Consider the following 21248-nt stretch of genomic DNA (forward strand, 5'->3'; position numbering starts at 1 on the left):
GTCAACTTGTGGAAGTCAGGTCTGACCGCGAGCGAGGGCGCTCGGACACCCTTGGCACGGTGCGAGACGCGTATGGTCGGCAACTAGTCTTCAACCTCGCTCAGCGTGCGTTTAATGTTCCAGCCATATCGCCCCAGTCGGTGAATCCCGACGGGTCGTGGCGGCCCAGGTTCGCGTGCTCGAACAGGCCCCAGCCCACGTCGCCGTTGCAGGTCGCCCGGGCCACATGGTCGACGGTGTTGAACGGCAGCATCGCCACCACGTCGGGAGAGGTCATGTCGTAGGAGACCGACTCGCTCCAGTCGCGGCCCATCCAGCGGCCGTGCGACCACGCCGGGTCGCCCACGTAACCCGAGCCCATGCTCAGCGGAACGCCGCCGAGGGTCTCGACCTCCAGCAGCAGCGGCTCGCCGCGGGGCGTGGTCAGGTGCAGCCGCGCGCAGTCGGGGTGACGGGTGCCGCTGCGGTAGTCGACCTCCATCCGCGGCCAGCCCAGCTGTTCGATCCTCCCGTCGGCGAACACCCGACTCGCGTGATTTAGCGTGCGGTGCCCGTCGGGGCTCTCCTGCAGGATCACGACCATCGCGTAGTCGTCGAAGCGCAGCGGCACGTAGGTCCACCAGAAGCCCTCCCGCGGCTCGGCCGCCCACCGGCCGGCGGGATCCGGCTCGCCGCTCGGCCGGATGCCCCACGAGCGATCCCGCGTCCCCAACCACACGTCGGGATCCACGGCGAAGTCGCGCCCGTCGACCGAGAGCGTGCCCGACCAGCTGCCCACCTGCGCGAACCGGCTCGCGTCGAGCATCGCGCGCGTGCCCTCGAGCAGCACGTGCCGGTCCTCGAGCACCGCGTCGAACGACCCCTCCCACGTCATGTCCACTGACAGGTCCGGGTGCTCGCACACCAGCCGCAGGGTGCGCAGCGGCTCTATCACCTCGATCCGGAAGCCCCCCACTGCGGGCGCGAGTGAGCGGGCGTCGAGGGCGTCGGAGAACCGCACGGATCGCTGGGTGTCGCCGTGGCGGACGGTGACGAACGCGTCCACGACCCCGAGGTTGGGATACACACCGAACCCTGTCACGAGGAACACGTCGCCGGTGCGGTCGTGCGCGTTGAAGTAGTAGCGGTCGTAGAAATTCCGGTCGCTGGTGACCACCTGTGCCATGGGCAGCGGCGTCTGGTGGACGGGGAACTCGTCGAGCGGGGTGGGTTTCACGTGGATCCTCGGGGCCGGGGGAGGCGGTCGGGCGGTGCGGTGCGGTGCGGTGGGGCGGGCGATCGGGGCGGTCCGGCGGGATGGGCGAGGTCAGTCGGCGATCAGGCGGGCGAGCATGGGGTGGTGGAGGACGTACTCGTCCGGGTGGGAGGGCGCCTCCTGCTCACCGAAGTGGATACGACGACGAGTGATCCGCGACAGGATGATGGCCTGCCGCAGCCCGGCGTAGACGTAGTAGAACGGCAGGTCACTGACGGTGGAGCCGGTCAGCTGCTCGTACTGCTCGACGGCCTCGGAGCGGTCGAACACGTCCGGGATCCCGGGGAACCCGAAGGTCACCGCGAGGTCCTGGAACAGGTCGTGGAAGTACAGGAACCAGCCCAGGTCGACCTCGGCCGGAGCGATGGCGGCCATCTCCCAGTCCAACACGGCCGTCGGGGTGGTGCCCTCGTAGAGGATGTTGCCGATGCGGGCGTCGCCCCAGCTCAACACGTCAGGCCCGGTCTCAGCCGGCCAGTGGACCTCGATCCAGTCGAAGGCGCGCTCGATCAGTGGGATCCGCAGCCCGTCCTCACGGGCAGTCCACTCGTAGTAGGCGCGCTGCTCGTCGACGTGCGCCCGCAGCGCGCTCATCCCGGGCGCCGGGGCCAGCGTCGGCAGGAGGTCGGCGGGCGCGGGAATGCGGTGGATCGCAGCGAGCACTGCCACGGACTCGCGCTGGAGCTCGGCCCGCTGCTCGGGCGACATCTCGAGCAACCAGCCGTCGAAGACGTACGGGGGATTGTCGACCGGCGCGTGCCCGGAGGCGCGGTCCATCACCAGGAAGGGCGTGCCGAGGATGGCCGGGTCCTGCTCGAGCCAGCGGACACGGGGGACCGGCAGGTCGGTGCCTTCGCCGACCACCCGCATCACGTCGAACTGCTTGGCCAGGTCGTAGACGGGGAACACCGGGAACGCGTCGTCCTGCGGACACATCCGGGCCACCAGCTGCGCGGACTGGGGCTCGGCTGTGCCCCCTGTCGAGGCCGGGCCGGCCGGGGTCCAGGTGGCGTCGAAGAGGACCGAGATGTTCGACATCCCCGAACTCTCCGGCCTGCTCACCGCCGAGACCTCGACACCTGCGGAGGCGTCGACCTCGTCGCGGGCCGCGAGCCAGGCGGTGAGGCGGTCGCGGAACTCGTCCAGGTCCGCCTCGCCCGAGGTCACCCGTTGGTGCAGTGGTTCGTCGGAGCGTGCGGTGGTCATGCGATCGTCGTCATGTGGTTCGGACCCTTCGTACGGACCTGATGCGCGGGCGGGACCCGCGATGAGCACAGTGTGGCCCAACGCACAATCCGGGGGATCCGAAATGCGCATCCCCGCAGTCGCCCACGCGGTCTGGGGCGGCGGACCTCGTCGTCGTACTTCGACGCAGTGCTTCGCGGTAGTTCCCCGGACCGACAGGGGGTGGGGAGATCGGTGATCCGTCACCGACATGGGCGGATCGGTAGCCTCTGGGCGTGGGCCGCCACGGCCCTTACTGCAACGGTGAACGTAGAAAAAGGTGTGTTGTGTCGGTCCCCTTGAGCATCCTCGACCTGGTCTCCATCTCGGAGGGCTCCACCGCGCGTGAGGGCATCGCCGCCTCGATGGAGTCCGCGCAGCTCGCCGACCGGCTGGGCTACTCGCGGCTGTGGTTCGCCGAGCACCACAACACCCCCAACCTCGCCTCCAGCGCCACGGCGCTGCTCATCTCCCAGGCCGCGTCGGTGACCGAACGGATCCGGGTGGGCTCCGGCGGCGTCATGCTCCCCAACCACGCCCCGCTCATGGTGGCCGAGCAGTACGGCACGCTGGCCAACATCCACGGCGACCGCATCGACCTGGGACTCGGCCGCGCGCCCGGCACCGACGGCATGACCGCCCAGGCGCTGAGCCGCTCGTCCGCCGAGCCGCAGGCCTTCGCCCGGCACATCTACGACCTGCAGGGCTGGTTCGGCGAGGAGGGCACGGCGCGCAGCACCCCGATCCTGTCGTCGGTCTCGCAGAACACGGAGGTGCCGATCTGGGTGCTCGGCTCCACCGTCAACGGCGCCTCCATCGCCGGTCAGCTGGGCCTGCCGTTCTCGCTGGCCTCCCACTTCGCGCCCGACCAGATCGATGACGCCATCCGCGTCTACCGCGACTCGTTCAGCACCGAGGCGCCCACCGCGCGCATCGACAAACCCCAGGTGATGGCCGGTATCAACGTGGTCGTCGCCGACACCGACGAGGAGGCGCAGCGGCAGTTCACCACGCTTCAGCAGATGTTCCTCGACCTGCGGGCCGGGCGCAGCCGCAAGATCCAGCCGCCCGTCGACCCGTCCGAGTTCGCCGGCAGCACGCCCGCGATGCTCGAGATCAGCGCCGTCGGCTCGCCCGCCACGGTCAAGGCGCAGCTGGACGAGTTCGTCGAGCGCACCGACGCCGACGAACTCATCACCGTCACCTACGCCTACGACCCGGTCGTGCGGAACCGGTCGATCGAGCTGCTCGCCGACCTCTGGTTCTAGTAGCGCGTCGAACCCATGGAATTCCTCACCATACTGTTCCTCATCGGTATCACCGCCGAGGCGATGACCGGCGCGCTGGCCGCCGGTCGCGAGCGCATGGACCTGTTCGGAGTGGTGATCGTCGCGTGCGTCACCGCCATCGGCGGTGGCTCGATCCGGGACGTCCTGCTGGGCCACTATCCGCTCATCTGGGTGGAGAATCCGTCCTACCTCGCGTTGGTCGCGCTGGCCGCGGTCGTGACCGTGTTCGTCGCCCCGCTCATGCGGCACTTCAGGGTGCTCTTCCTCGGGCTCGACGCACTCGGGCTGACCGTCTTCGCGATCTTCGGTGCCCGGATCGCCCTCGAGATGGGCCACGGCGTCGTCATCGCCGTCGCTGCCGCGGTCATCACGGGCGTGTTCGGGGGAGTCATGCGTGACCTGCTGTGCGACCGGGTGCCGCTCGTGTTCCGGCACGAGTTGTACGCCAGTGTCGCCATCCTGGCCGCGCTCGTCTACGTGGGTCTCGCGGCTGCGGGCGTCCCGGAGAACTGGGGCGCGGCGATCACTCTGGTCGTGGGGTTCGGCCTGCGAGTGGCCGCGATCCGCTTCAGACTCTCACTACCGGTGTTCGACTACCAGGAGATCGAGCACCGTCGACCCGGACGTCGTCGGCACCGCTGGAGCCGGGTCTCGTCTAGAGACCTGGACTGACGCATCGGGCTCGTCAAGGACGGCGCGTCCCCGGCAGCGCGGGCGCCCGGTCGACCGGAAGCGTACCGGCCCTGCCGCTGGTAGAACGGGGCATGGCCATCGACGCACTGGAACCCCACCCGCTCGTCCGCCTACTCGGCAAGCCGACGGCCGACTTCACCGCCGCCGACCTCGTGCGGGCCGCCGAACAGCTGGAGCTGAGCCAGGTCAACCTGCGCTACGTCGGCGGCGACGGCAGGCTCAAGACGCTCGCCTTCCCCATCAATTCGCGCGAGCACCTCCACGAGGTGCTCACCCGCGGCGAGCGGGTGGACGGCTCGAGCGTCTTCCCCGGCACCGACACCGAGGCCAGCGACGTCTACATCGTCCCGCGCCACCGCACCGCCTTCCTCAACCCCTTCGGGGAACGCACCTCACTCGACGCGCTCTGCTCGTTCTACGCTCCCGACGGCACGCCGCTGCCCTACGCGCGCGAGCAGGTCGTGCGCCGCGCCGCCGAGATGCTGACGCGGGAGACCGGCATGACGCTCGAGGCCTTCGGTGAGCTGGAGTACTATCTCGCCGCCGAGCCCGAGCCGATCTACCCCGTCGAGTCCGAACGCGGCTACCAGGAGTCGGCGCCCTTCTCTAAGCACGAGCGGGTCCGCGAGCAGGTGCTGGGGCACCTCCGCGAGATGGGGGTCGCGATGAAGTACGTGCACGGCGAGGTCGGCAACATCCTGACCGATGACCGACAGCTGGTCCAGCACGAGATCGAACTCCAGCCCGTCCCGCTGGAGCAGGCCGCCGACGCCATCGTCCTGACCAAGTGGGTGGTGCGTCAGGTCGCCTACGCCCACGGCCTCGAGGCGACCTTCGCCCCGCTGGTGAGCGGCGACGGCGCGGGCAACGGACTGCACATCCACAGCCGCCTGGTGCGCGACGGCACCAACGTCATCGTCGACGACGCCGGCATCACCGACACCGCGCGCAGACTGATCGCCGGCTACCTCTCGGCCGCCCGGGCACTGTCCGCGTTCGGCAACACCGTCCCCACCTCCTACCTGCGGTTCGCCGAGGGCGACGAGTCGCCCGAGGACATCTGCTGGGGGATGCAGGACCGTACCGGCCTGGTCCGGGTCCCGCTGGCCTGGGGCGGCGACGTCCTGGCCGACATGGTCGCCCACGCCAACCCCGGCAGCTCCGAGCCGATCCCCGAGCCCGCCACGCACCCCCAGACCGTCGAGTTCCGGCTCGGCGACGGCTCAGCCGACGTGCACCTGCTCCTGGCGGGCATGGCAGTGGCGGCCAGGCGCGGGCTCGACGACCCGGGCAGCCTGGAGCAGGCCGAGCGCCTCAACGCCGCCGACGGCGAGGACTTCGAGACCCTGCCCACCTCGTGCGCGGAGTCGGCCGACGTGCTGGAGGCCGAGCGCGAAATATTCGAGGCCGACGGTGTGTTCCCCGCCGCGCTCATCGACTCGGTGCTCGCGGGGCTACGCGGTGATGACGACGACGATGACGACGGCAACGACGACGACGACGAGGTGGGCGACTCCGGAAGCGGAGAGGCCGACCGGGATGAGCTCATCCGCCGTCACTGGCACGTCGGCTGAACCTGCCCGGTCGGCGAGGTGGTCCGGGGGAGCGGGCCAGCCCCCTGCCCGCCCGCTACGATCCGGTCTCGAGCAGTTCGGAGATCAGCGCGCTGACCCGCCGCTTGATCTCGTCGCGGATAGGCCGGACGGCCTCGATTCCCTGGCCCGCGGGGTCCGCGAGCTCCCAGTCCTCGTAGCGCTTGCCGGGGAAGACCGGGCACGCGTCACCGCAGCCCATGGTGATGACCACGTCGGACGCGCGGACGGCGTCGGTGGTGAGGATCTTCGGCGTGGCCGAGGTGATGTCGACGCCGTCCTCGGCCATCGCCTCGACGGCGACCGGGTTGATCTGATCCTTGGGTGCCGACCCGGCCGACAGGACGTCGATTCGTCCTCCGGCCAGGTGGGACAGGTAGCCGGCGGCCATCTGGGAGCGCCCTGCGTTGTGGACGCAGACGAACAGCACGCGGGGCCTGGAATCGGTCAGCTCTGCGAGCAGGGTGCGGACGCGGCGGTCGATGTCATCGCGGACCAGACGCATGCGCTCCAGCCCCTCGATGCCCCGGTGCGACGGCTCGTCGGTGCGCCAGATCTCGAGCGCGCTGACCTCGTCGTCGTCGACCTCTCCGGCGGCCTCGTCGCCCAGGACGACCACCCGGTCCACCTGTCGCAGCAGGTCGGGGTCGACGGCCGTGGGTGTCTCGCCGGACATGTCGGCGCCGACCTCGGCGACCGCCTCCGCGGCGAGCGCGTTGACCGCCGAACCGGGCTTGGTGCCCGCCGAATGGACGGCGACCGCGTCGCCGGCGTGCAGGCGCATGAGCGCCGCCGCCATCTGGGACTTGCCGCCGTTCTTGACGCACACGAACAGAACGCCGGGGACGTGGTGCGCCTGCTGCTCCCCGGTCATGAGCGGGTCCCGGTCACCGAACGATCGGGCAGCGTCGGGTCGCCCGGGAAGAGTCTCGGTCCGGCCCACAGGGCGACGTAGACGAGCCCGATGAGGACCGGGACCTCGATGAGCGGCCCGACCACGCCTGCGAGGGCCTGGCCGGAGGCGATGCCGAAGGTGCCGATCGACACCGCGATCGCCAGTTCGAAGTTGTTGCCCGACGCGGTGAAGGCCACGCTGGTCGACTTGGCGTAGTTCAGCCCCACCGCCCGCGAGGCGAACAGGCTGACGAGGAACATGAGGACGAAGTACAACAGGAGGGGCACGGCCATCCGCGCCACGTCGAGCGGCTGGGACGTGATGGCATCGCCCTGCATGGCGAACAGCAACACGATCGTGAACAGCAGCCCGTAGAGGGCCCACGGGCCGATCCGGGGGAGGAACGTCTCCTCGTACCACTCCCGGCCCTTGGCCCGCTCGCCGAACACTCGGGTGAGGAAGCCGGCCAGCAGCGGGATGCCGAGGAACACCAACACCGAGAGCACGATCGCCCACACGGAGAACTCGGCCGTCGTGGTCTCCAGCCCCAGCCAGGAGGGCAGCAGCTGGAGGTAGAACCAGCCCAGGGCGCCGAACGCCACGACCTGGAACACCGAGTTGATCGCCACCAGCACCGCCGCGGCCTCCCGGTCGCCGCAGGCCAGGTCGTTCCAGATGAACACCATGGCGATGCAGCGGGCCAGGCCGACGATGATCAGCCCGGTACGGAACTCCGGCAGGTCGGGTAGGAAGACCCACGCGAGGGTGAACATGAACGCCGGACCGGCGATCCAGTTGAGGAACAGCGACAGTGTGAGGAGCTTCCGGTCACCGGTGACCCGGTGGGTCTCGTCGTAACGGACCTTCGCGAGGACCGGGTACATCATCACCAACAGGCCGATGGCGATCGGGACGGAGATCCCGCCGATCTTCACCGAGTCCAGCGCCCGGTCGAGGCCGGGGATGAACCGTCCGAGCAGCAGCCCGACGGCCATTGCCGTGAGGATCCAGAGGGCCAGCCAGCGGTCGAGGAACGACATCTTCTTGGCGACCGGTGCCACGCCGGGCCCGGTCATCATGGTGCTCATCCGGGAGAACGTCCTTAGATCGATGATTGTCTATGGGGGAGGCTAGGCTGACATATCGGTGAGTGTCAATGTATCTTCGGGGTCAGGTGAGGTGGACGATGACAACAGTGGAACCCGGCCTGTCGGCCCCGGTGCAGGACGCGTGTTGCTCGATGTCGGCGGGGCCGGTGGACGCTCCCACCGCCGAGCGGATGTCGGCGCGACTCAAGGCGCTCGCGGACCCGATGCGGCTGCGCCTGTTGTCGCATATCGCGGCTCAGGGGTGTGACTCGGTGTGCGCGTGCGACCTCCTCGAAGTGGTCGACATCAGCCAGCCGACGATCAGCCACCATCTCAAGAAGCTCGTCGAGGCCGGGTTGCTGGTCCGCGAGCAGCGCGGCAAGTGGGCGCACTACTCGGTGGTGCGCGAGTCCTTCGACGACCTGCGTAGCTTCCTCGACCTGTCCTGACCGGGCGCGACAACGCGGTGGGGAGCCCGGTGGGTAGCCCGGTCGACAGTCGGTTACCCAGTGCGACCGTAGGGCGTGATGACCGCGGCCCTGTGGTGCTCGCGCATGGCGCGGAAGTGCGCGGAGGAGTCGAGCAGCGAGCGGTTGCCCAGGGTGGTGGCCAGGCGGCCCTCGGCGAGCTCGGTGGCCGGGTGGACGCCGTGTCTGAGCTGGTCGGCGAGGTAGTCCGGCCGCCCGTACACCGACATATGGCGGGCGGCGTGGGCCGCTGAGGCGTCGATGTCGGCCCAGTTGACGGCCCACCCGGCGTGGCGGAACATCTGGTCGAAGAAGACTCGCTGAGTGCGGCTGTTCCCGTCGCGGAACGGGTGTACGAGGGTGAGCTCGGACCAGTGCTCGGCGATGGTGTCGGTGGCCGCGTCGGGGTCGGTGGTGCTGGGCGGTCGGGTGGCGATCTGCCGGAAGACCCGGTCGAGCTCGTCGGGCAGGAACTGCGGGCGGGCATGAGGGATGCCGAGGGCGCGGGTGTCGACGGTGCGGAGCTCGCCGGCCCAGTCGAAGATGTCCTGGAGGATGTAGAGGTGGATCGCGCGGAGGTGCTCGAAATCGAATCGACCCTCCAGTGGGCTGAGTTCCAGTTCCACGACCCGGAAGAAGGCCAGGTCGCGCTCGTATTCCGCCAGTTCGGCGGGGTCGGAGATGCCCAGTCGGTTACGCAGAACCCCCGAGGGTTCCTTGTACGGATCTCGGGGGTTCATGGGCGTGAGGGCAGCGTCAGGGAGCGGTGCGCTCACGCACCGCGGCGCGGATCTCGGCGAGAGCCCGGTCGCGGGTGAGGAGCCCGTCGGCGAACCGGCGGGTGATCTCGAGGGCCTCGGGTGACGGCTCCATGCCGGCCATGCGATGGCCGGCGGCGGCTCCTGCGAGTGCCTGGTCGGTGGTCGGGCGGATACGGGTGGCCACACAGTCTCCTTGCGTCGACGTGCAGCCGATTCTACCTGCTCAGCGGCACTGAGGAGCATTGGTGAACTGAACCGTGCGGCGAGACCTCGGCGGTGATGGGGGTGGCCGGCACTCAGCGCTCGCGACGGGGTGTTCGGGCGAGCCGGTCGGTGCCGCCGCCCCGCCGGTGGCGCCACGCCTCGATGCGATCCGTGACGATGCGATCCAGGACCACGACGACCACCGCGACCCACAGCACGGATACACACCAGCCCGCGATCACGTCGCTCGGGTAGTGGACTCCCAGGTACATCCGCGAGATCCCGACGGCGAGCACGTACACCGCCCCCGCGACCACGGCCCTCCACCTCCACCGCGTTCCCCAGGCCAGGACCACTAGCACCGCCGCGAGCGCCATGCTGGCCATCGCATGGCCGCTCGGGAACGAGTAGGAGTTCTCCGTGACGAGGTGTTCCCAGAAATCGGGGCGGGACCGTTGGAATACCGATTTGAGCGCGGTGTTGAGCAGTGTCGATCCAACGACCGCCGCCGCCAGCAGCGTGGCGTTCCGCCGGGAGCCGCGGCACCACAGTGCCACCGCCGCTCCGGTCGCAGCCACCGGGACCACGACGATCCCCCCGAGCAGCGTCACCGCCTCCATCACCGCCGTGAGCGAGGGGGTCGACACCGAATGGAGCCACAGCATCACCGGTCGGTCGAAGGGGAAGATCTCCTGCTCGGCCACGTCCTCCGCGAGCAGGACGAAGAACAGGAGTGGGACGAAGAAGGCGAGCCCGGCCACCGCGAGAGCCGACACCGATCTGCGTGCCAGGCTCCGGCCGACGGGGTTCCCGTCCCGGTCGGTTCCCCGGTCGGCCACCGGCTCGACTTCCGGGTCGGCTTCTGGGCCGGTGTTGTCAGACGTCACGCTGACCAGCCTAGGGAGGTTCACCGAGAGCACGCGGATCGGACGAGCCCGGATCGGCGCGAGCGAGTGCTCCCGCCACGGCCCGTTGATCGGTACTCTGCTCCCACCACCGCCCGAGCTCACCCGCACAGCGGTCCGCCGCTCTGTGTGCCCGGTGGCCGGCGAGCTGTGGTGCTCGATGGTGTGGAAGGGGTCCCTCGAATGGACGATCTCGGTCGCGGTGCGTCACTGCACGCCCTTGAACCGCCGCCCTCGCCGGAGGCGGGATTCTCCACTCGCCGTCGGGTGCGGACGGGCGACGTCGATCCCCAGCGCAGGCTCCGGCTGGACAGCGTCGCCCGCTACCTCCAGGACATCGCCGCGGACAACCTCGACGCCACCGGTCATGCCCGGACCGACCCGTTCTGGATCGTGCGCCGAACTGTGATCGACGTGATCGAACCGATCTCGTGGCCGGCCACCGTCGGACTCCAGCGGTGGTGCTCCGGCCTGTCCAGCCGGTGGGCGAACATGCGCGTGCGGCTGACCGTCGAGGACTCCGAGAACCCTGAGGACCCCGACGGCATGCCAGCACCCGGCACCGCGGCACCCGGCCCCCCGACTCGCCGAGGCGGGCTGGTGGAGACCGAGGCGTTCTGGATCAACGTCACTGCGGCCGGGTTGCCCGCCCGGATCAGCGACTCCGGCATGGCCAGCCTGGCCGGCACCACCGACATCCACCGCCTCCGGTGGGCCGGCCTGACGCAGGGCTGCCCACCTGAGCGGCCCGGCGAGCCGCAGGACAGGCCGCACCTCCTGCGCAGCACCGACTTCGACCCGCTGCAGCATGTCAACAACGCCGCGTATCTGGCGGTGGTCGAAGACGAGCTCCAGCAGCACGCAGACCTGCTGCAGCGCCGTCACCGGGTCGTCATCGAGTACCTCCGCCCGGTGACACAGGGGGCGACGATGACCGTCCGCCGCCGACGCGCGGGGGACCGGCTCGAGCTGTGGTTGATGGTCGACGGCATCGTGGCTGCCGCCGTTCTCGTCACCCCGATTCCCGCCGCCTCCGCCAGCCCCGCCTCCGCCAGCCCCGCCTCCGCCAGCCCCACCGCCTCCGTCAGGTACCGACCGCAGGAGTGACCTGCGCGCTGGGGTCGTCCCGCCGGAGGGCGGTCACCGGCCCCGAGTCGAACCACCCCGGTGCGCGCCGCCCGAACTCGGCCTGCGACAGCGCCCCTGCACCCGCGGGCACCCGGCCGAGCACCGGAACCCCGGTCAGGCGGGGCAGATCCTCGAGGTTGCAGCGCTCGGCGAGGTCCGGATCGGCCGGCCAGGACCCGATGACGATCCCCGCGCACCGCAGACCCGCCGCCTCGATCGCGCGGACGGTGAGCTCGGTGTCCGACAGCGTGCCCAGTCCGGCCCTCGCGACCACGATGACCGGGGCGTCGAGCGACCGGGCGAGGTCGAGGACGGTGAGGTCGGTACCGAGCCGGACGAGCACGCCGCCGGCGCCCTCGACCAGATCCAGGCGGCCGCTTGCAGGTCCGGAAGTCGCCGCGGCGTCGGACGCCGACCCGCCGTCGGCGCGGAGCCACGCGCGGATCGGATCGATCAACTCGGGCAGCGTGGACTGCGGCAGGCCGGCGACGCGGGCGGCGGTCTCGGGCGCCAGCGGATCGGGCAGCCGACGGACCTCCAGCACCCGCCGCACCCCGGACAGGCGCGCGGCCTCGTGGGCGTCGCCCGGCTCGCCCGGGCCCAGTCCCGTCTGGATCGGCTTGCAGATCCCCACGTCCAGGCCCTCCGCCAGGCCGTGGGCGGCCAGCGCGGCGGTGGCGACGGTCTTGCCCACGTCGGTGCCGGTGCCGGTGATGACGATCGGCACCGGGGCGGGCGCGGCGGTCATGCGCGGGCCCCCTCGAGCCGCGTGGCCGTGCCAACCGGGTGCCCGTGCTCGCCCAACACCTGCGCCAGCACGTCGCTCGCCCGCGCGAGGTCGGCGTCGGAGAGGTCTGCCCTGGCGGTGAGGCGCAGCCGCGCGGTGCCCTCGGGAACCGACGGCGGGCGGAAGCACCCCACCCGGACGCCCAGCTCGAGGCACCTGCCGGCGGCGGAGACCGCGCGGGCGGGGTCGCCGAGGATCACCGACACCACCGCCGAGCGTGGTTGCTCGGCGCCGGTGACCGCGGCCAGGTGCTCGGCGACCTCCACCACGCGCGAGGCGAGCGAGGGGTCGCGGCGCAGGACGCCGAGGGCGGCGCGGGCCGCGCCGACCGCGGCGGGGGCGAGGCCGGTGTCGAAGATGAAGGTGCGCGCGCTGCAGATGAGGTGCTCGCGCACCCGCTCGGACGCCAGGACCACCCCGCCCTGCGACCCGAGCGCCTTGGACAGCGTCGCCGTGACCACCACGTCCTCGTGCCTGCTCAACCCCAGTTCGTCCACGAGCCCCCGCCCGCGGTCGCCGCGCACGCCGAGGCCGTGGGCCTCGTCGACCAGCAGGACCGCGCCGTGCGCGCGGCTCGCCCCGTGCAGCGCGAGCAGGGGAGCCAGCTCACCGTCGGCGCTGTACACCGAGTCGGTAACGACCAGCGCGCGCTCCTCGGTGCGCTCGGCCAGGGCGCGTGCCGCCGCCGCGACGTCACCCCGGTCGACGACGACGACACGCGCCCTCGCGAGCCGGCACGCGTCCACCAACGACGCGTGCGAGCCGCCGTCGGAGACGATGAGCGATCCCCGCCCGGACAGCGCCACCACGGCTCCGAGGTTGGCGGTGTACCCGGAGGAGAAGACCAGCGCGGCGGGCTTGCCAGTGAACTCGGCGAGCTCGTCCTCGAGCGCCAGATGCTCCTCCGTCGTGCCCGTGACCAGGCGTGATCCCGTCGCGCCCGCACCCCAACGGCGCGTCGCTGCCACGGCGGCGTCCACGACCTCGGGGTGCCGACCCAGCCCGAGGTAGTCGTTGGAGGCGAGGTCGATCACGCCGTCATCGGCCGCGCGTGGGGCCAGCACCCGCCGCACATGCCGGGCGGCCCGGTCGGCGGCGGCGTCGTCGAGCCAGTCCAGGGCGGGGGATGTCTGCATGGTCATCGGCCCGCCCCTGCCGCTGCAGCCCCTGCAACCGCCGCCGCACAGATCCGATCGATCTGGTCATCCGTAGAGGTGTACGGCGGCATCGTGTAGATGAGATCCCGGAAGGGGCGTAGCCACACGCCGTGCGAGGTGATGGCTGTTGTCGTCGTCGTCATCTCCACCGGCTCGGCCAGCTGGATCACGCCGATTGCCCCCAACACCTGCACGTCGACCACACCGGGCACGTCGAGCGCGGGCGCCAGCCCGTGGCGCAGTCGCGCCTCGATGCGCGGCACATCGCGCCGCCACCCGCCGCCGGCCACCAGGTCCAACGACGCGCACGCCACCGCGCACGCCAGCGGATTGCCCATGAACGTCGGCCCGTGCGCCAGGCCCCCCGCCTCGCCGGCGCTGATGACCTCGGCCACCCGGTCGGTGGTGAGTGTCGCGGCGAGGGTGAGATACCCGCCGGTCAGGGCCTTGCCCACGCACATCACGTCCGGTGCGACGCCCGCGTGGTCGGCGGCCCACAGCTCGCCGGTGCGGCCGAAGCCGGTGGCGATCTCGTCGAAGATGAGCAGCATGCCCGTCTCGTCGGCCAACCGGCGCAGGTCGCGCAGGTAACCGGGGTGGTGGAAGCGCATCCCGCCCGCGCCCTGGACCACCGGCTCGACGATGATCCCCGCCAGCTCGTCGGCGCTCCCACGGATCACCCGCTCGAGCTCCGCGACGTAAGCGGGGTCGTAGTCGGCGGGCGGGGCGGGCGCGAAGACCTGCTCGGCCACCACCCCGCGCCACATCGAGTGCATGCCGCCGTCGGGGTCGCACACGCTCATGGGCGACAGGGTGTCGCCGTGGTAGCCGCCGCGCCACGTCGCCAGCCGGGTGCGTTCGGGGCGGCCGAGCGAACGCTGGTACTGGATCGCCATCTTCGCGGCCACCTCTACGGATACAGAGCCCGAGTCCGTGAGGAACACCTTGTTCAGCTCGCCCGGCGACATGCGGGCGAGCCGGGTCGCCAGTTCGACGGCCGGTGCGTGCGTGAGCCCGCCGAACATCACGTGGCTCATCGTGTCGACCTGCCGGTGCGCGGCCGCGTCGAGGTGCGGGTGCCGGTAGCCGTGGATGGCCGCCCACCACGAGCTCATGCCGTCGATGAGCTCGCGCCCGTCCGCCAGCCGCAGCCGGACCCCCGAGGCGGAGACGACCGGCAGCGGCGGCGTGCTCGCCGGGAACCCACCGTAGGGGTGCCAGACGTGCTCGGCGTCGGCGGCGAGCAGCGCGGTGGTGGCGGCCTGTTCGGCGTCGGCGGCCAGCATCGCCGCGGCGTCGTCCGGGGTGGAGGGGGAGGAGGGAGTGTCGACGACGACGAGGTCCCGGGCACCGGGAGAGTGGACCGAGGCGGACATGTCAGGCGTTCGCGGGCTCGCTGGTGCCGGCCCCGCGGGTGCGGATGGCCACCTTCTGGTCCCGCCCGGTGGCGACGGCGGGCGTGGCCGGCCCGGCGGCATTCGCGGGCGCGTTCGCGGTGGCGGCCTCCACGGTCCCGTCCCCGGTGTCCCCGGCCGGGTGGTCCATCTGGAGGACCTCGAGGCCGGCGTCGGCGATCATCTGCAGGTCCTCGCCGCCGGGCTGGCCCTCGCTGGTGAGGTAGTCGCCCAGGAAGAGTGAGTTGGCCACGTAGAGGCCCATGCCCTGGAGGTAGCCGAGGTGGCGTTCGCGGCCGGCGGCCATCCGGATCTCGGTGTCGGGGGCGACGAAGCGGACCATCGCGAGGATGCGCAGGCAGTCGCGCGGGTTGAGGGTGTCCACGCCCTCGAACGGGGTGCCGTCGAAGGGCAGCAGGAAGTTGACCGGGATCGAGTCGACGTCCTTGGCTCGCAGGTCGAAGGCGAGCTCGACGAGCTGTTCGTGCGTCTCGCCCATGCCCGCGATGAAGCCCGAGCACGCCGAGAGTCCGGCGCCGTGGGCCTGGGCGACCGTGTGCTCCCGGTCGGCGTAGGTGTGGGTGGTGCAGATGTCCTCGTAATGGCTCTCGGCCGTGTTGAGGTTGTGGTTGTAGGCGTCGGCGCCGCTGGAGCACAGCTTCTCCGCCTGGCCATCCTTCAGTGCACCCAGGCAGGCGCACACCTCGACGCCCGGGGTGTCGGACTTGATGGCCTCGATGATGTCGGAGACCTTGCCGACCTCGCGATTGCTGGGGCCGGTGCCGCTGGCGACCAGGCACACTCGGGAGGCGCCGGCCGCGATGCCCGCCTTGGCCGCGGTGACGGCCTCCTCGGTGTTGAGCCAGGTGTAGCGCAGGATGCCGGCGGTGGAGTTGAGCCGCTGCGAGCAGTAGAAGCAGTCCTCCGGGCACAGGCCGCTCTTGAGGTTGACCAGGTAGTTGACCTTGACCTTGTTGCCGAAGTGCTGGAACCGCAGCCGGGACGCGGCCGCGACCACCTCCATGAGCTCGGAGTCCGGGGACCGGAGCACGGCGAGGGCGTCCGCCGCGGTGACGACTCCGCCGTCGAGTACGTGATCCGCGAGCTCGTGCCAGCGGGGGGTCGTGATGGCCATGGTTCCTCCTGAACGCCGTTCATTGAACGCCGTTCAAGCTAGCGCACGGTCGTCGACTTGTACAGCGTTCAGAAGAGGGTGGTGGCGGCCGGTAGGATCGGCGCCCGTGGCCCTGACAAAGACGGCGGTCGTCGACACCGCCCTGGAACTGCTCCGCGAGTCGGGGCTACCCGGCATGTCGATGCGCACGTTGGCGACCCGGCTGGGGGTCCAACCGAGCGCGCTGTACTGGCACGTTCCGTCCAAGCAGGCGCTGCTCACGGTCGTCGCGGAGCGCATCCTGGCGACGATGGGTCCCGTCGGGGAGGGGAACTCGGCCGCCGACGAACTACGGGCGGTGGGTCAGGCGCTGCGCGCGGCCGTCACCGGCGTTCCGGACGGCGCCGAGATCGTGGCGCTGGGTCTGGCCGCGGGTGCGGTGAATCCGGTCGCCGAGGTGGTCGAGGCGGCGTGCTCCCGCCACGGACTCGAGGGCCGCGCGCCGGGGTTGACCACGGCCCTGACGGGCTACGTGGTGGGCCTGAGCCTGGAGGAGCAGACCCACCACAACCTCACGGTCGCCGACCCCGCGACGCCGACGGTCGAGTTCGATCCGCGCTTCCGGCAGGGTCTCGACGCGATGCTCGCCGGCGTCCAGGCCTGACGACTCCCATCGAGAAGAGCGTCCGGGGCGGGGGCTGGGCGCTTCAGTAGCGGGCGAAGACCTGGGTGGCATAGAGCTTGCCGTCCGCGGCCACCGCGGCGCCGACGCCCATCGAGGTGTGGCCCGGGTTGAGCAGGTTCACGCGGTGGCCGGGGGAGGCCATCCACTGGTCCACCAGCTGCTGCGGGGTGGCGTGCGCGTAGTTCTGCAGCACGTTCTCGCCGTAGTGGCCCCACCCGGCGGGGATCTGCGCGCCCACGTCCGGGTTGTGGAACATGCGGTTCTGCGCGGCCTGCGTGCCGCTCCAGTTGGTGGCCACCGCGGTGAGGCCGCCGTTGACGGCGAGAGGGGCGAGGCCGTGTGCGGTGCGGGCGGCGTTGGTGGCGCCCTCGAGCTGGGCCCGGTACTCGGCGGAGGCGGGGTCGATCGTCGGCGCGGTGCCGGCGGGGGCGGGGTTGGCGAAACCGATCGTCAGGCCCGGGAGGTGGATCTGGGGCAGCTGGATCTGCGGCGCCTGGGCCGAGGCCTGCGGGGCCGCGTTCAGGGCGAGGGTGGCGGAAGCCGCGGCGGCCAGGATCAGGCCACGACGCAGGTGCTGGAGGGCTCGGGTCACGAGTGTCGGTAACTTTCGGGTGCTGGGGACCCGACTGTCGGGTCGCCGAGCGCAACGGTAGGAACCGGCTCCAGCCCTAAGCCAGCCGTCATGACCCCGTAACCACCGTGAGCAGGGGAGGGGCGTTATCCACCCCACCCCCGCTGGACGATCGTCCGGCAGTCAGTCGCGGGCGAAGTCCTGCACCACGTGCACGGTGCCGTCCTCGGCGGTGGCCACGCCCACGCCCACTCGGACGAACCGGCCGTCCAGCATCCGCTCGCGCATGCCGGTGTCGGCGAGCAGGGCCGAGAGTGCCTTCTGCGGGGTCGCGCCGGCGGGCAGCGCGAGAACGGTGCGGTCGCCGGACTGGTCGACGTCCGCGGCCTCGCCGGGAGCGTCCGCGCCGGGAGTATCGGCGTCGACTCGCGCATCCGCGGGGACGGTCACCTCGCCGGTCGTGGGGTCGCCCGCGGCGAGCTGGGCGGCCCGCTCGCGGGCTGACGCCTCGAGTCGGGGGTCGGTGACGAGCCGGTCGGCGCCCACCACGAGGCGGGCCTCGTTGACGGCGGCCACCACGCTGCCCTCGAACGCCATCAGCCTGATCTCCTCGGGCAGCAGATCGTCCGCGGCCGCGGCAGCCGGGTCGGCCGCCGGGGCGGAGCGTGCCCCGGGGGCGTCCGGGGTGAGGGAGGCCAGGCCGGGGATGGTGGCGAAGAACGGCAGCGCGAGCTCCAGTGAGCCCTGCGCGGCCGCCGTGCCAGTGCCGGAGGCGAGCAGGAGGGCGGCCGCGCCGGTGGCGACGGCGGAACGAAGGGGATGACGCACGCGATGGTCCTTTCCTCGGGCCGCGGCTCGCGCCGTGGCCTGCGTGTGGAGCGTGTGCCGGATCGGACGGTGCCACCCAAGCCGGTTCACTCCTGCCTCTGTCGTCACTCTAGTCACATGCGTTACACCGATGCGATTCCCATTCGTATGGCGGCGCGCGAGACGGCGCCGACACGACGGCGCCCCCGCCGCCGGTGTGGACCGGGGGTGGGGGCGCCGTAGGAGGGGGCGACGACCGAGGGGGCCGCGGGGGTCAGGTCAGTCGGGCGAAGTTCTGGGTGGAGTACAGCTTCCGGCTGTCGGCGACCTCCACGCCCACACCGAGGTGGGTGTGCAACGGGTTGAGTAGGTTGAGGCGGTGCGGAAGCGAGTTCATCCACTGCTGGACGAGCGCCTCGCCCGAGGCGCCGCACCAGTTCTGCAGCACGTTCTCGCCGTAACTCTTCCAGTCCCCGTCACTCAGCGGAGATCCGTCGTAGGTGATCTCCATCAGCGTCTCGATCTGCGGGTTGTGGGTCATCTTGTCCACGCTGGCCATCTGCTCGCTCCAGTCCTGGGCGATCCGGTCCAGGCTGGCGAGGCGCGTGACGGGGTTGAGGCCGCGGGAGACGCGCTCGCGGTTGGTGTACTCGTGGATGTCCGCGATCACCTGCTCGGTCTCCGCCGGGGTCGCCTGCTCACAGGGGGCGGGCGCGCCCACGGTGAACTGGAGCGACTGGGCGGCGGTGACGGGGGCGGCCAGGGCGAGGAAGGTGGCGGCAGCGGCGGCGACGGCGCCGATGCGCCGCCTGACGATGGTTCGCATTGAGGGGATTCCTGAGGGGTTGGGGGAACGTCGGGGGAGGACATGTGACCGAGGGAAGCCACGAATCTGAGGATAAGGTCAGTTCTTCGAGATCGCCGCATTATCGACCCCCGCGACACAAGTTTGTGCACCCTCAAAACTGCAGGTCAGGCGCCCAAGTTGCTGACTCGTCACACAGACGTTCGTCCAGTTAAGGCGTGCGACGCCTCCGGATCGATGTTCGGGCGTGCCCCTGATCGGCCCGCATCGCCACGGGCGGTCCGGACGCCCCGGTGAGCGAAAATTCCTCTACGGCGGTGTCGGGGGACCGGATACCGGGCAGAATCAGCCCCCATGGGCCACAGTCACTCTCACCTCCTCAGTCCCCTCGCCGTCGGGCATCTCACCCTGCGCAACCGCGTGGTCATGGGGTCCATGCACACCGGGTTGGAGGACCGCTCGAAGCACCTGCCCGAGCTCACCGCCTACTTCGCCGAGAGGGCGCGCGGCGGGGCCGCCCTCATGGTCACCGGCGGGTACTCGCCCAACGTGGAGGGATGGCTGCTGCCGGCCGGGTCGATGATGGCCTCGCGCAGGATGGCCGACAAGCACCGCGGCCTCACCGAGGCGGTCCACGCCGAAGGTGCCCACATCCTCCTGCAGGTCCTCCACGCCGGCCGCTACGGCTACCAGCCGTTCGTCCGCTCGGCCGCGTCGACCAAATCGCCGATCAGCATGTTCAGAGCCCGCGCCCTGAGCGCCCGGGGTGTCGAGCGGACGATCGACGACTGGGTCCGCGCCGCCCGCCTGGCGCGGCGCGCGGGGTACGACGGCATCGAGATCATGGGCTCGGAGGGCTACCTCATCAACCAGTTCCTCGCCGCCCGGACCAATGACCGCACCGACTCCTGGGGCGGCACCGCGAGCAGGCGGATGCGGCTGCCAGAGGAGATCGTGCGCCGCGTCCGCGCCGAGGTGGGCCGCGACTTCCTGCTGCAGTACCGGATCAGCCTGCTCGACCTGGTCGACGGCGGCCAGTCGTGGGAGGAGACCGCCGAGCTCGCGCAGCGCCTCGAGGCCGCGGGTGTCGACGTGTTCAACACCGGCATCGGCTGGCACGAGGCCCGCATCCCCACCATCGTCACCTCCGTGCCGCGGGCCGCGTTCGTCGACCTCACGGCCCGGCTCAAGCAGACCGTCGGTGTCCCGGTGATCGCGTCCAACCGCATCAACACCCCGGACATCGCGGAGCAGATCATCGCCGGCGGTCAGGCGGACCTGGTGTCCATGGCGCGGCCGCTGCTGGCGGACCCGGCGTTCGCCGCCAAGGTCGCCGAGGGGCGGGCCGACGAGATCAACATCTGCATCGCCTGCAACCAGGCCTGTCTCGACCACACCTTCGCCAACAAACGTGCCTCCTGCCTGGTCAATCCGCGCGCCGGCCGCGAAACCGAGCTCCTGCTCACCGTGGCCCCCACACGACGGCGGGTGGCGGTGGTCGGCGCGGGACCCGCGGGGCTGGCGTGCGCCGAGGCCGCCGCGTCCCGCGGGCTCGCGGTGGAGGTCTTCGAGGCGGAGGACGAGCTCGGTGGGCAGTTCCGCTACGCGATGCGCGTGCCGGGCAAGGAGGAGTTCGCGGCGTCGATCGCCTACTTCAGCCGGCGCCTGGACGTCCTCGGCGTGCCGGTGCACCTCGGCCGCCGCGCCCACCCGGACGATCTCGCGGGCTTCGACCACGTGGTGATCGCCACCGGGGTGCGGCCGCGCGAGATCACGATCCCCGGCGCCGATCACCCCATGGTCATGACCTATCCCGAGCTGCTCACCGGCGCGCGTACGCCCGGCCGCCGGGTCGCGGTGATCGGCGCCGGTGGCATCGGCGTGGACGTCTCGCAGTTCCTGCTGGCCGGCGGGCCCGGGATCGCCGTCGACGGTCGCGAGCCGACCGGCCACTCCACGGATGTGGAGGCGTGGCGGCGCCACTGGGGCGTGACCGATCCGGCGCTCGAGCGCGCGGGACTGGGCACGGCCGTGCATGCCCAGCCGGCCCACGAGGTGCACCTGCTCCAGCGCAAGACCTCCCGCATCGGCCGGGACCTGGGCAAGACCACCGGCTGGGTGCACCGCGCCGAGCTCGAGGCCGGCGGCGTGCGGAAGCACACCGGGGTGACCTACGTGAAGGTCGACGACGACGGGTTGCACATCCGCGATGCGCAGGGACTCTCGAGGGTCGTGCAGGTCGACTCGGTCGTCGTGTGTGCAGGGCAGGAGTCGGTCCGCGATCTCGTCGCCGGGCTGGAGGCGCAGCGTGGCCCGCACGGGCGGAGCTCGCGTGTCCACGTGATCGGTGGGGCGGACGTGGCCGCCGAACTCGACGCGAAGCGCGCCATCAAGCAGGGCGTGGAGCTGGCAGCAACCTTGTGATCC

General features: G+C 71.2%; 21 protein-coding genes and 1 pseudogene. 7 read left to right on the plus strand and 15 right to left on the minus strand.

Annotation, left to right across the window (positions count from 1 at the left end):
* Positions 1–100: 100 nt before the first annotated feature.
* On the minus strand, positions 101–1216 hold the full coding sequence (locus tag AYO52_RS09030; protein ID WP_067716160.1) for a hypothetical protein: 1116 nt from the start codon (positions 1214–1216) through the stop codon (positions 101–103).
* 90 nt (positions 1217–1306) lie between these two features.
* Complete coding sequence (locus tag AYO52_RS09035; RefSeq protein WP_067716163.1) at positions 1307–2461, minus strand: phosphotransferase family protein; 1155 nt, start codon at positions 2459–2461, stop codon at positions 1307–1309.
* Positions 2462–2766: 305 nt separating this feature from the next.
* On the opposite strand from AYO52_RS09035, the gene AYO52_RS09040 reads away from it, so the two are divergent.
* The 3 genes from AYO52_RS09040 (at position 2767) to AYO52_RS09050 (ending at position 6035) form a co-directional block, all read left to right on the plus strand.
* On the plus strand, positions 2767–3747 hold the full coding sequence (locus AYO52_RS09040; protein ID WP_067716166.1) for an LLM class flavin-dependent oxidoreductase: 981 nt from the start codon (positions 2767–2769) through the stop codon (positions 3745–3747).
* A 15-nt stretch (positions 3748–3762) separates the two neighbouring features.
* Positions 3763–4440, plus strand: a complete 678-nt coding sequence (locus AYO52_RS09045; RefSeq protein ID WP_067716169.1) for a trimeric intracellular cation channel family protein — start codon at positions 3763–3765, stop codon at positions 4438–4440.
* Between the two features lie 92 nt (positions 4441–4532).
* Positions 4533–6035: a glutamine synthetase beta-grasp domain-containing protein gene (locus AYO52_RS09050; protein WP_067716171.1), complete on the plus strand. Its 1503-nt coding sequence runs from the start codon at positions 4533–4535 to the stop codon at positions 6033–6035.
* A gap of 55 nt (positions 6036–6090) precedes the next feature.
* Here the strand turns inward: AYO52_RS09050 and AYO52_RS18865 are convergent, their stop codons facing one another.
* From AYO52_RS18865 to arsB, 3 genes and pseudogenes are all read right to left on the minus strand, one after another.
* Entirely contained in the window at positions 6091–6504 is a 414-nt protein-coding gene (locus AYO52_RS18865; protein WP_067716261.1) for an arsenate reductase ArsC, read from the minus strand.
* Between the two features lie 18 nt (positions 6505–6522).
* Positions 6523–6927: pseudogene (locus tag AYO52_RS18870) on the minus strand (low molecular weight phosphatase family protein); the annotation flags it as partial.
* Positions 6924–8036, minus strand: a complete 1113-nt coding sequence (arsB, locus tag AYO52_RS09060) for an ACR3 family arsenite efflux transporter (protein ID WP_067716174.1) — start codon at positions 8034–8036, stop codon at positions 6924–6926. The gene arsB and the pseudogene AYO52_RS18870, both read right to left, overlap by 4 nt.
* A gap of 98 nt (positions 8037–8134) precedes the next feature.
* Here arsB and AYO52_RS09065 point away from each other — a divergent pair, with 98 nt between their 5' ends.
* Positions 8135–8485, plus strand: coding sequence for a helix-turn-helix transcriptional regulator (locus AYO52_RS09065; protein ID WP_067716176.1), 351 nt, complete (start codon positions 8135–8137; stop codon positions 8483–8485).
* A 53-nt stretch (positions 8486–8538) separates the two neighbouring features.
* Here AYO52_RS09065 and AYO52_RS09070 read toward each other — a convergent pair whose 3' ends face one another.
* The 3 genes from AYO52_RS09070 to AYO52_RS09080 all read right to left on the minus strand — a co-directional run bounded on the left by AYO52_RS09070 (position 8539) and on the right by AYO52_RS09080 (position 10355).
* On the minus strand, positions 8539–9243 hold the full coding sequence (locus AYO52_RS09070) for a Fic family protein (RefSeq protein WP_067716179.1): 705 nt from the start codon (positions 9241–9243) through the stop codon (positions 8539–8541).
* 16 nt (positions 9244–9259) lie between these two features.
* Complete coding sequence (locus AYO52_RS09075) at positions 9260–9448, minus strand: antitoxin VbhA family protein (RefSeq protein ID WP_067716182.1); 189 nt, start codon at positions 9446–9448, stop codon at positions 9260–9262.
* A 112-nt stretch (positions 9449–9560) separates the two neighbouring features.
* Positions 9561–10355, minus strand: coding sequence for a phosphatase PAP2 family protein (locus AYO52_RS09080; protein ID WP_156523577.1), 795 nt, complete (start codon positions 10353–10355; stop codon positions 9561–9563).
* 201 nt (positions 10356–10556) lie between these two features.
* Between AYO52_RS09080 and AYO52_RS09085 the strand changes: the two genes are divergently transcribed.
* The gene (locus AYO52_RS09085) at positions 10557–11480 is read left to right on the plus strand and encodes an acyl-[acyl-carrier-protein] thioesterase (RefSeq protein WP_067716187.1); all 924 of its coding nucleotides are present in this window, start codon (positions 10557–10559) and stop codon (positions 11478–11480) included.
* Here the strand turns inward: AYO52_RS09085 and bioD are convergent.
* The 4 genes from bioD to bioB are packed head-to-tail and all read right to left on the minus strand — an operon-like array spanning position 11458 to position 15974.
* Positions 11458–12249: an ATP-dependent dethiobiotin synthetase BioD gene (bioD, locus tag AYO52_RS09090; RefSeq protein WP_067716190.1), complete on the minus strand. Its 792-nt coding sequence runs from the start codon at positions 12247–12249 to the stop codon at positions 11458–11460. The two genes, AYO52_RS09085 and bioD, sit on opposite strands and share 23 nt — an antisense overlap.
* Positions 12246–13430, minus strand: a complete 1185-nt coding sequence (locus AYO52_RS09095; RefSeq protein ID WP_067716193.1) for an 8-amino-7-oxononanoate synthase — start codon at positions 13428–13430, stop codon at positions 12246–12248. Before AYO52_RS09095 ends, bioD begins: the two co-directional genes overlap by 4 nt.
* The gene (locus AYO52_RS09100; RefSeq protein WP_082923902.1) at positions 13427–14821 is read right to left on the minus strand and encodes an adenosylmethionine--8-amino-7-oxononanoate transaminase; all 1395 of its coding nucleotides are present in this window, start codon (positions 14819–14821) and stop codon (positions 13427–13429) included. The genes AYO52_RS09095 and AYO52_RS09100 overlap by 4 nt, the downstream gene beginning before the upstream one ends.
* A 1-nt stretch (position 14822) precedes the next feature.
* Entirely contained in the window at positions 14823–15974 is a 1152-nt protein-coding gene (bioB, locus tag AYO52_RS09105) for a biotin synthase BioB (protein ID WP_067716196.1), read from the minus strand.
* Between the two features lie 106 nt (positions 15975–16080).
* Here bioB and AYO52_RS09110 point away from each other — a divergent pair, with 106 nt between their 5' ends.
* Complete coding sequence (locus AYO52_RS09110) at positions 16081–16617, plus strand: TetR family transcriptional regulator (RefSeq protein ID WP_067716199.1); 537 nt, start codon at positions 16081–16083, stop codon at positions 16615–16617.
* A 43-nt stretch (positions 16618–16660) separates the two neighbouring features.
* Here the strand turns inward: AYO52_RS09110 and AYO52_RS09115 are convergent, their stop codons facing one another.
* The 3 genes from AYO52_RS09115 to AYO52_RS09125 form a co-directional block, all read right to left on the minus strand.
* Complete coding sequence (locus tag AYO52_RS09115) at positions 16661–17230, minus strand: CAP domain-containing protein (protein ID WP_007628333.1); 570 nt, start codon at positions 17228–17230, stop codon at positions 16661–16663.
* Between the two features lie 162 nt (positions 17231–17392).
* Entirely contained in the window at positions 17393–18037 is a 645-nt protein-coding gene (locus AYO52_RS09120) for a CAP domain-containing protein (protein ID WP_067716201.1), read from the minus strand.
* A gap of 253 nt (positions 18038–18290) precedes the next feature.
* Positions 18291–18842 (minus strand): CAP domain-containing protein, encoded by a 552-nt coding sequence (locus tag AYO52_RS09125; protein ID WP_067716204.1) that lies wholly within the window; start codon positions 18840–18842, stop codon positions 18291–18293.
* A gap of 333 nt (positions 18843–19175) precedes the next feature.
* Here AYO52_RS09125 and AYO52_RS09130 point away from each other — a divergent pair, with 333 nt between their 5' ends.
* The gene (locus AYO52_RS09130) at positions 19176–21245 is read left to right on the plus strand and encodes an NADPH-dependent 2,4-dienoyl-CoA reductase (protein WP_067716207.1); all 2070 of its coding nucleotides are present in this window, start codon (positions 19176–19178) and stop codon (positions 21243–21245) included.
* Positions 21246–21248 lie beyond the last annotated feature (3 nt).

The sequence above is a fragment of the Dietzia sp. 111N12-1 genome (assembly GCF_001658045.1).
Lineage (GTDB): Bacteria > Actinomycetota > Actinomycetes > Mycobacteriales > Mycobacteriaceae > Dietzia > Dietzia kunjamensis.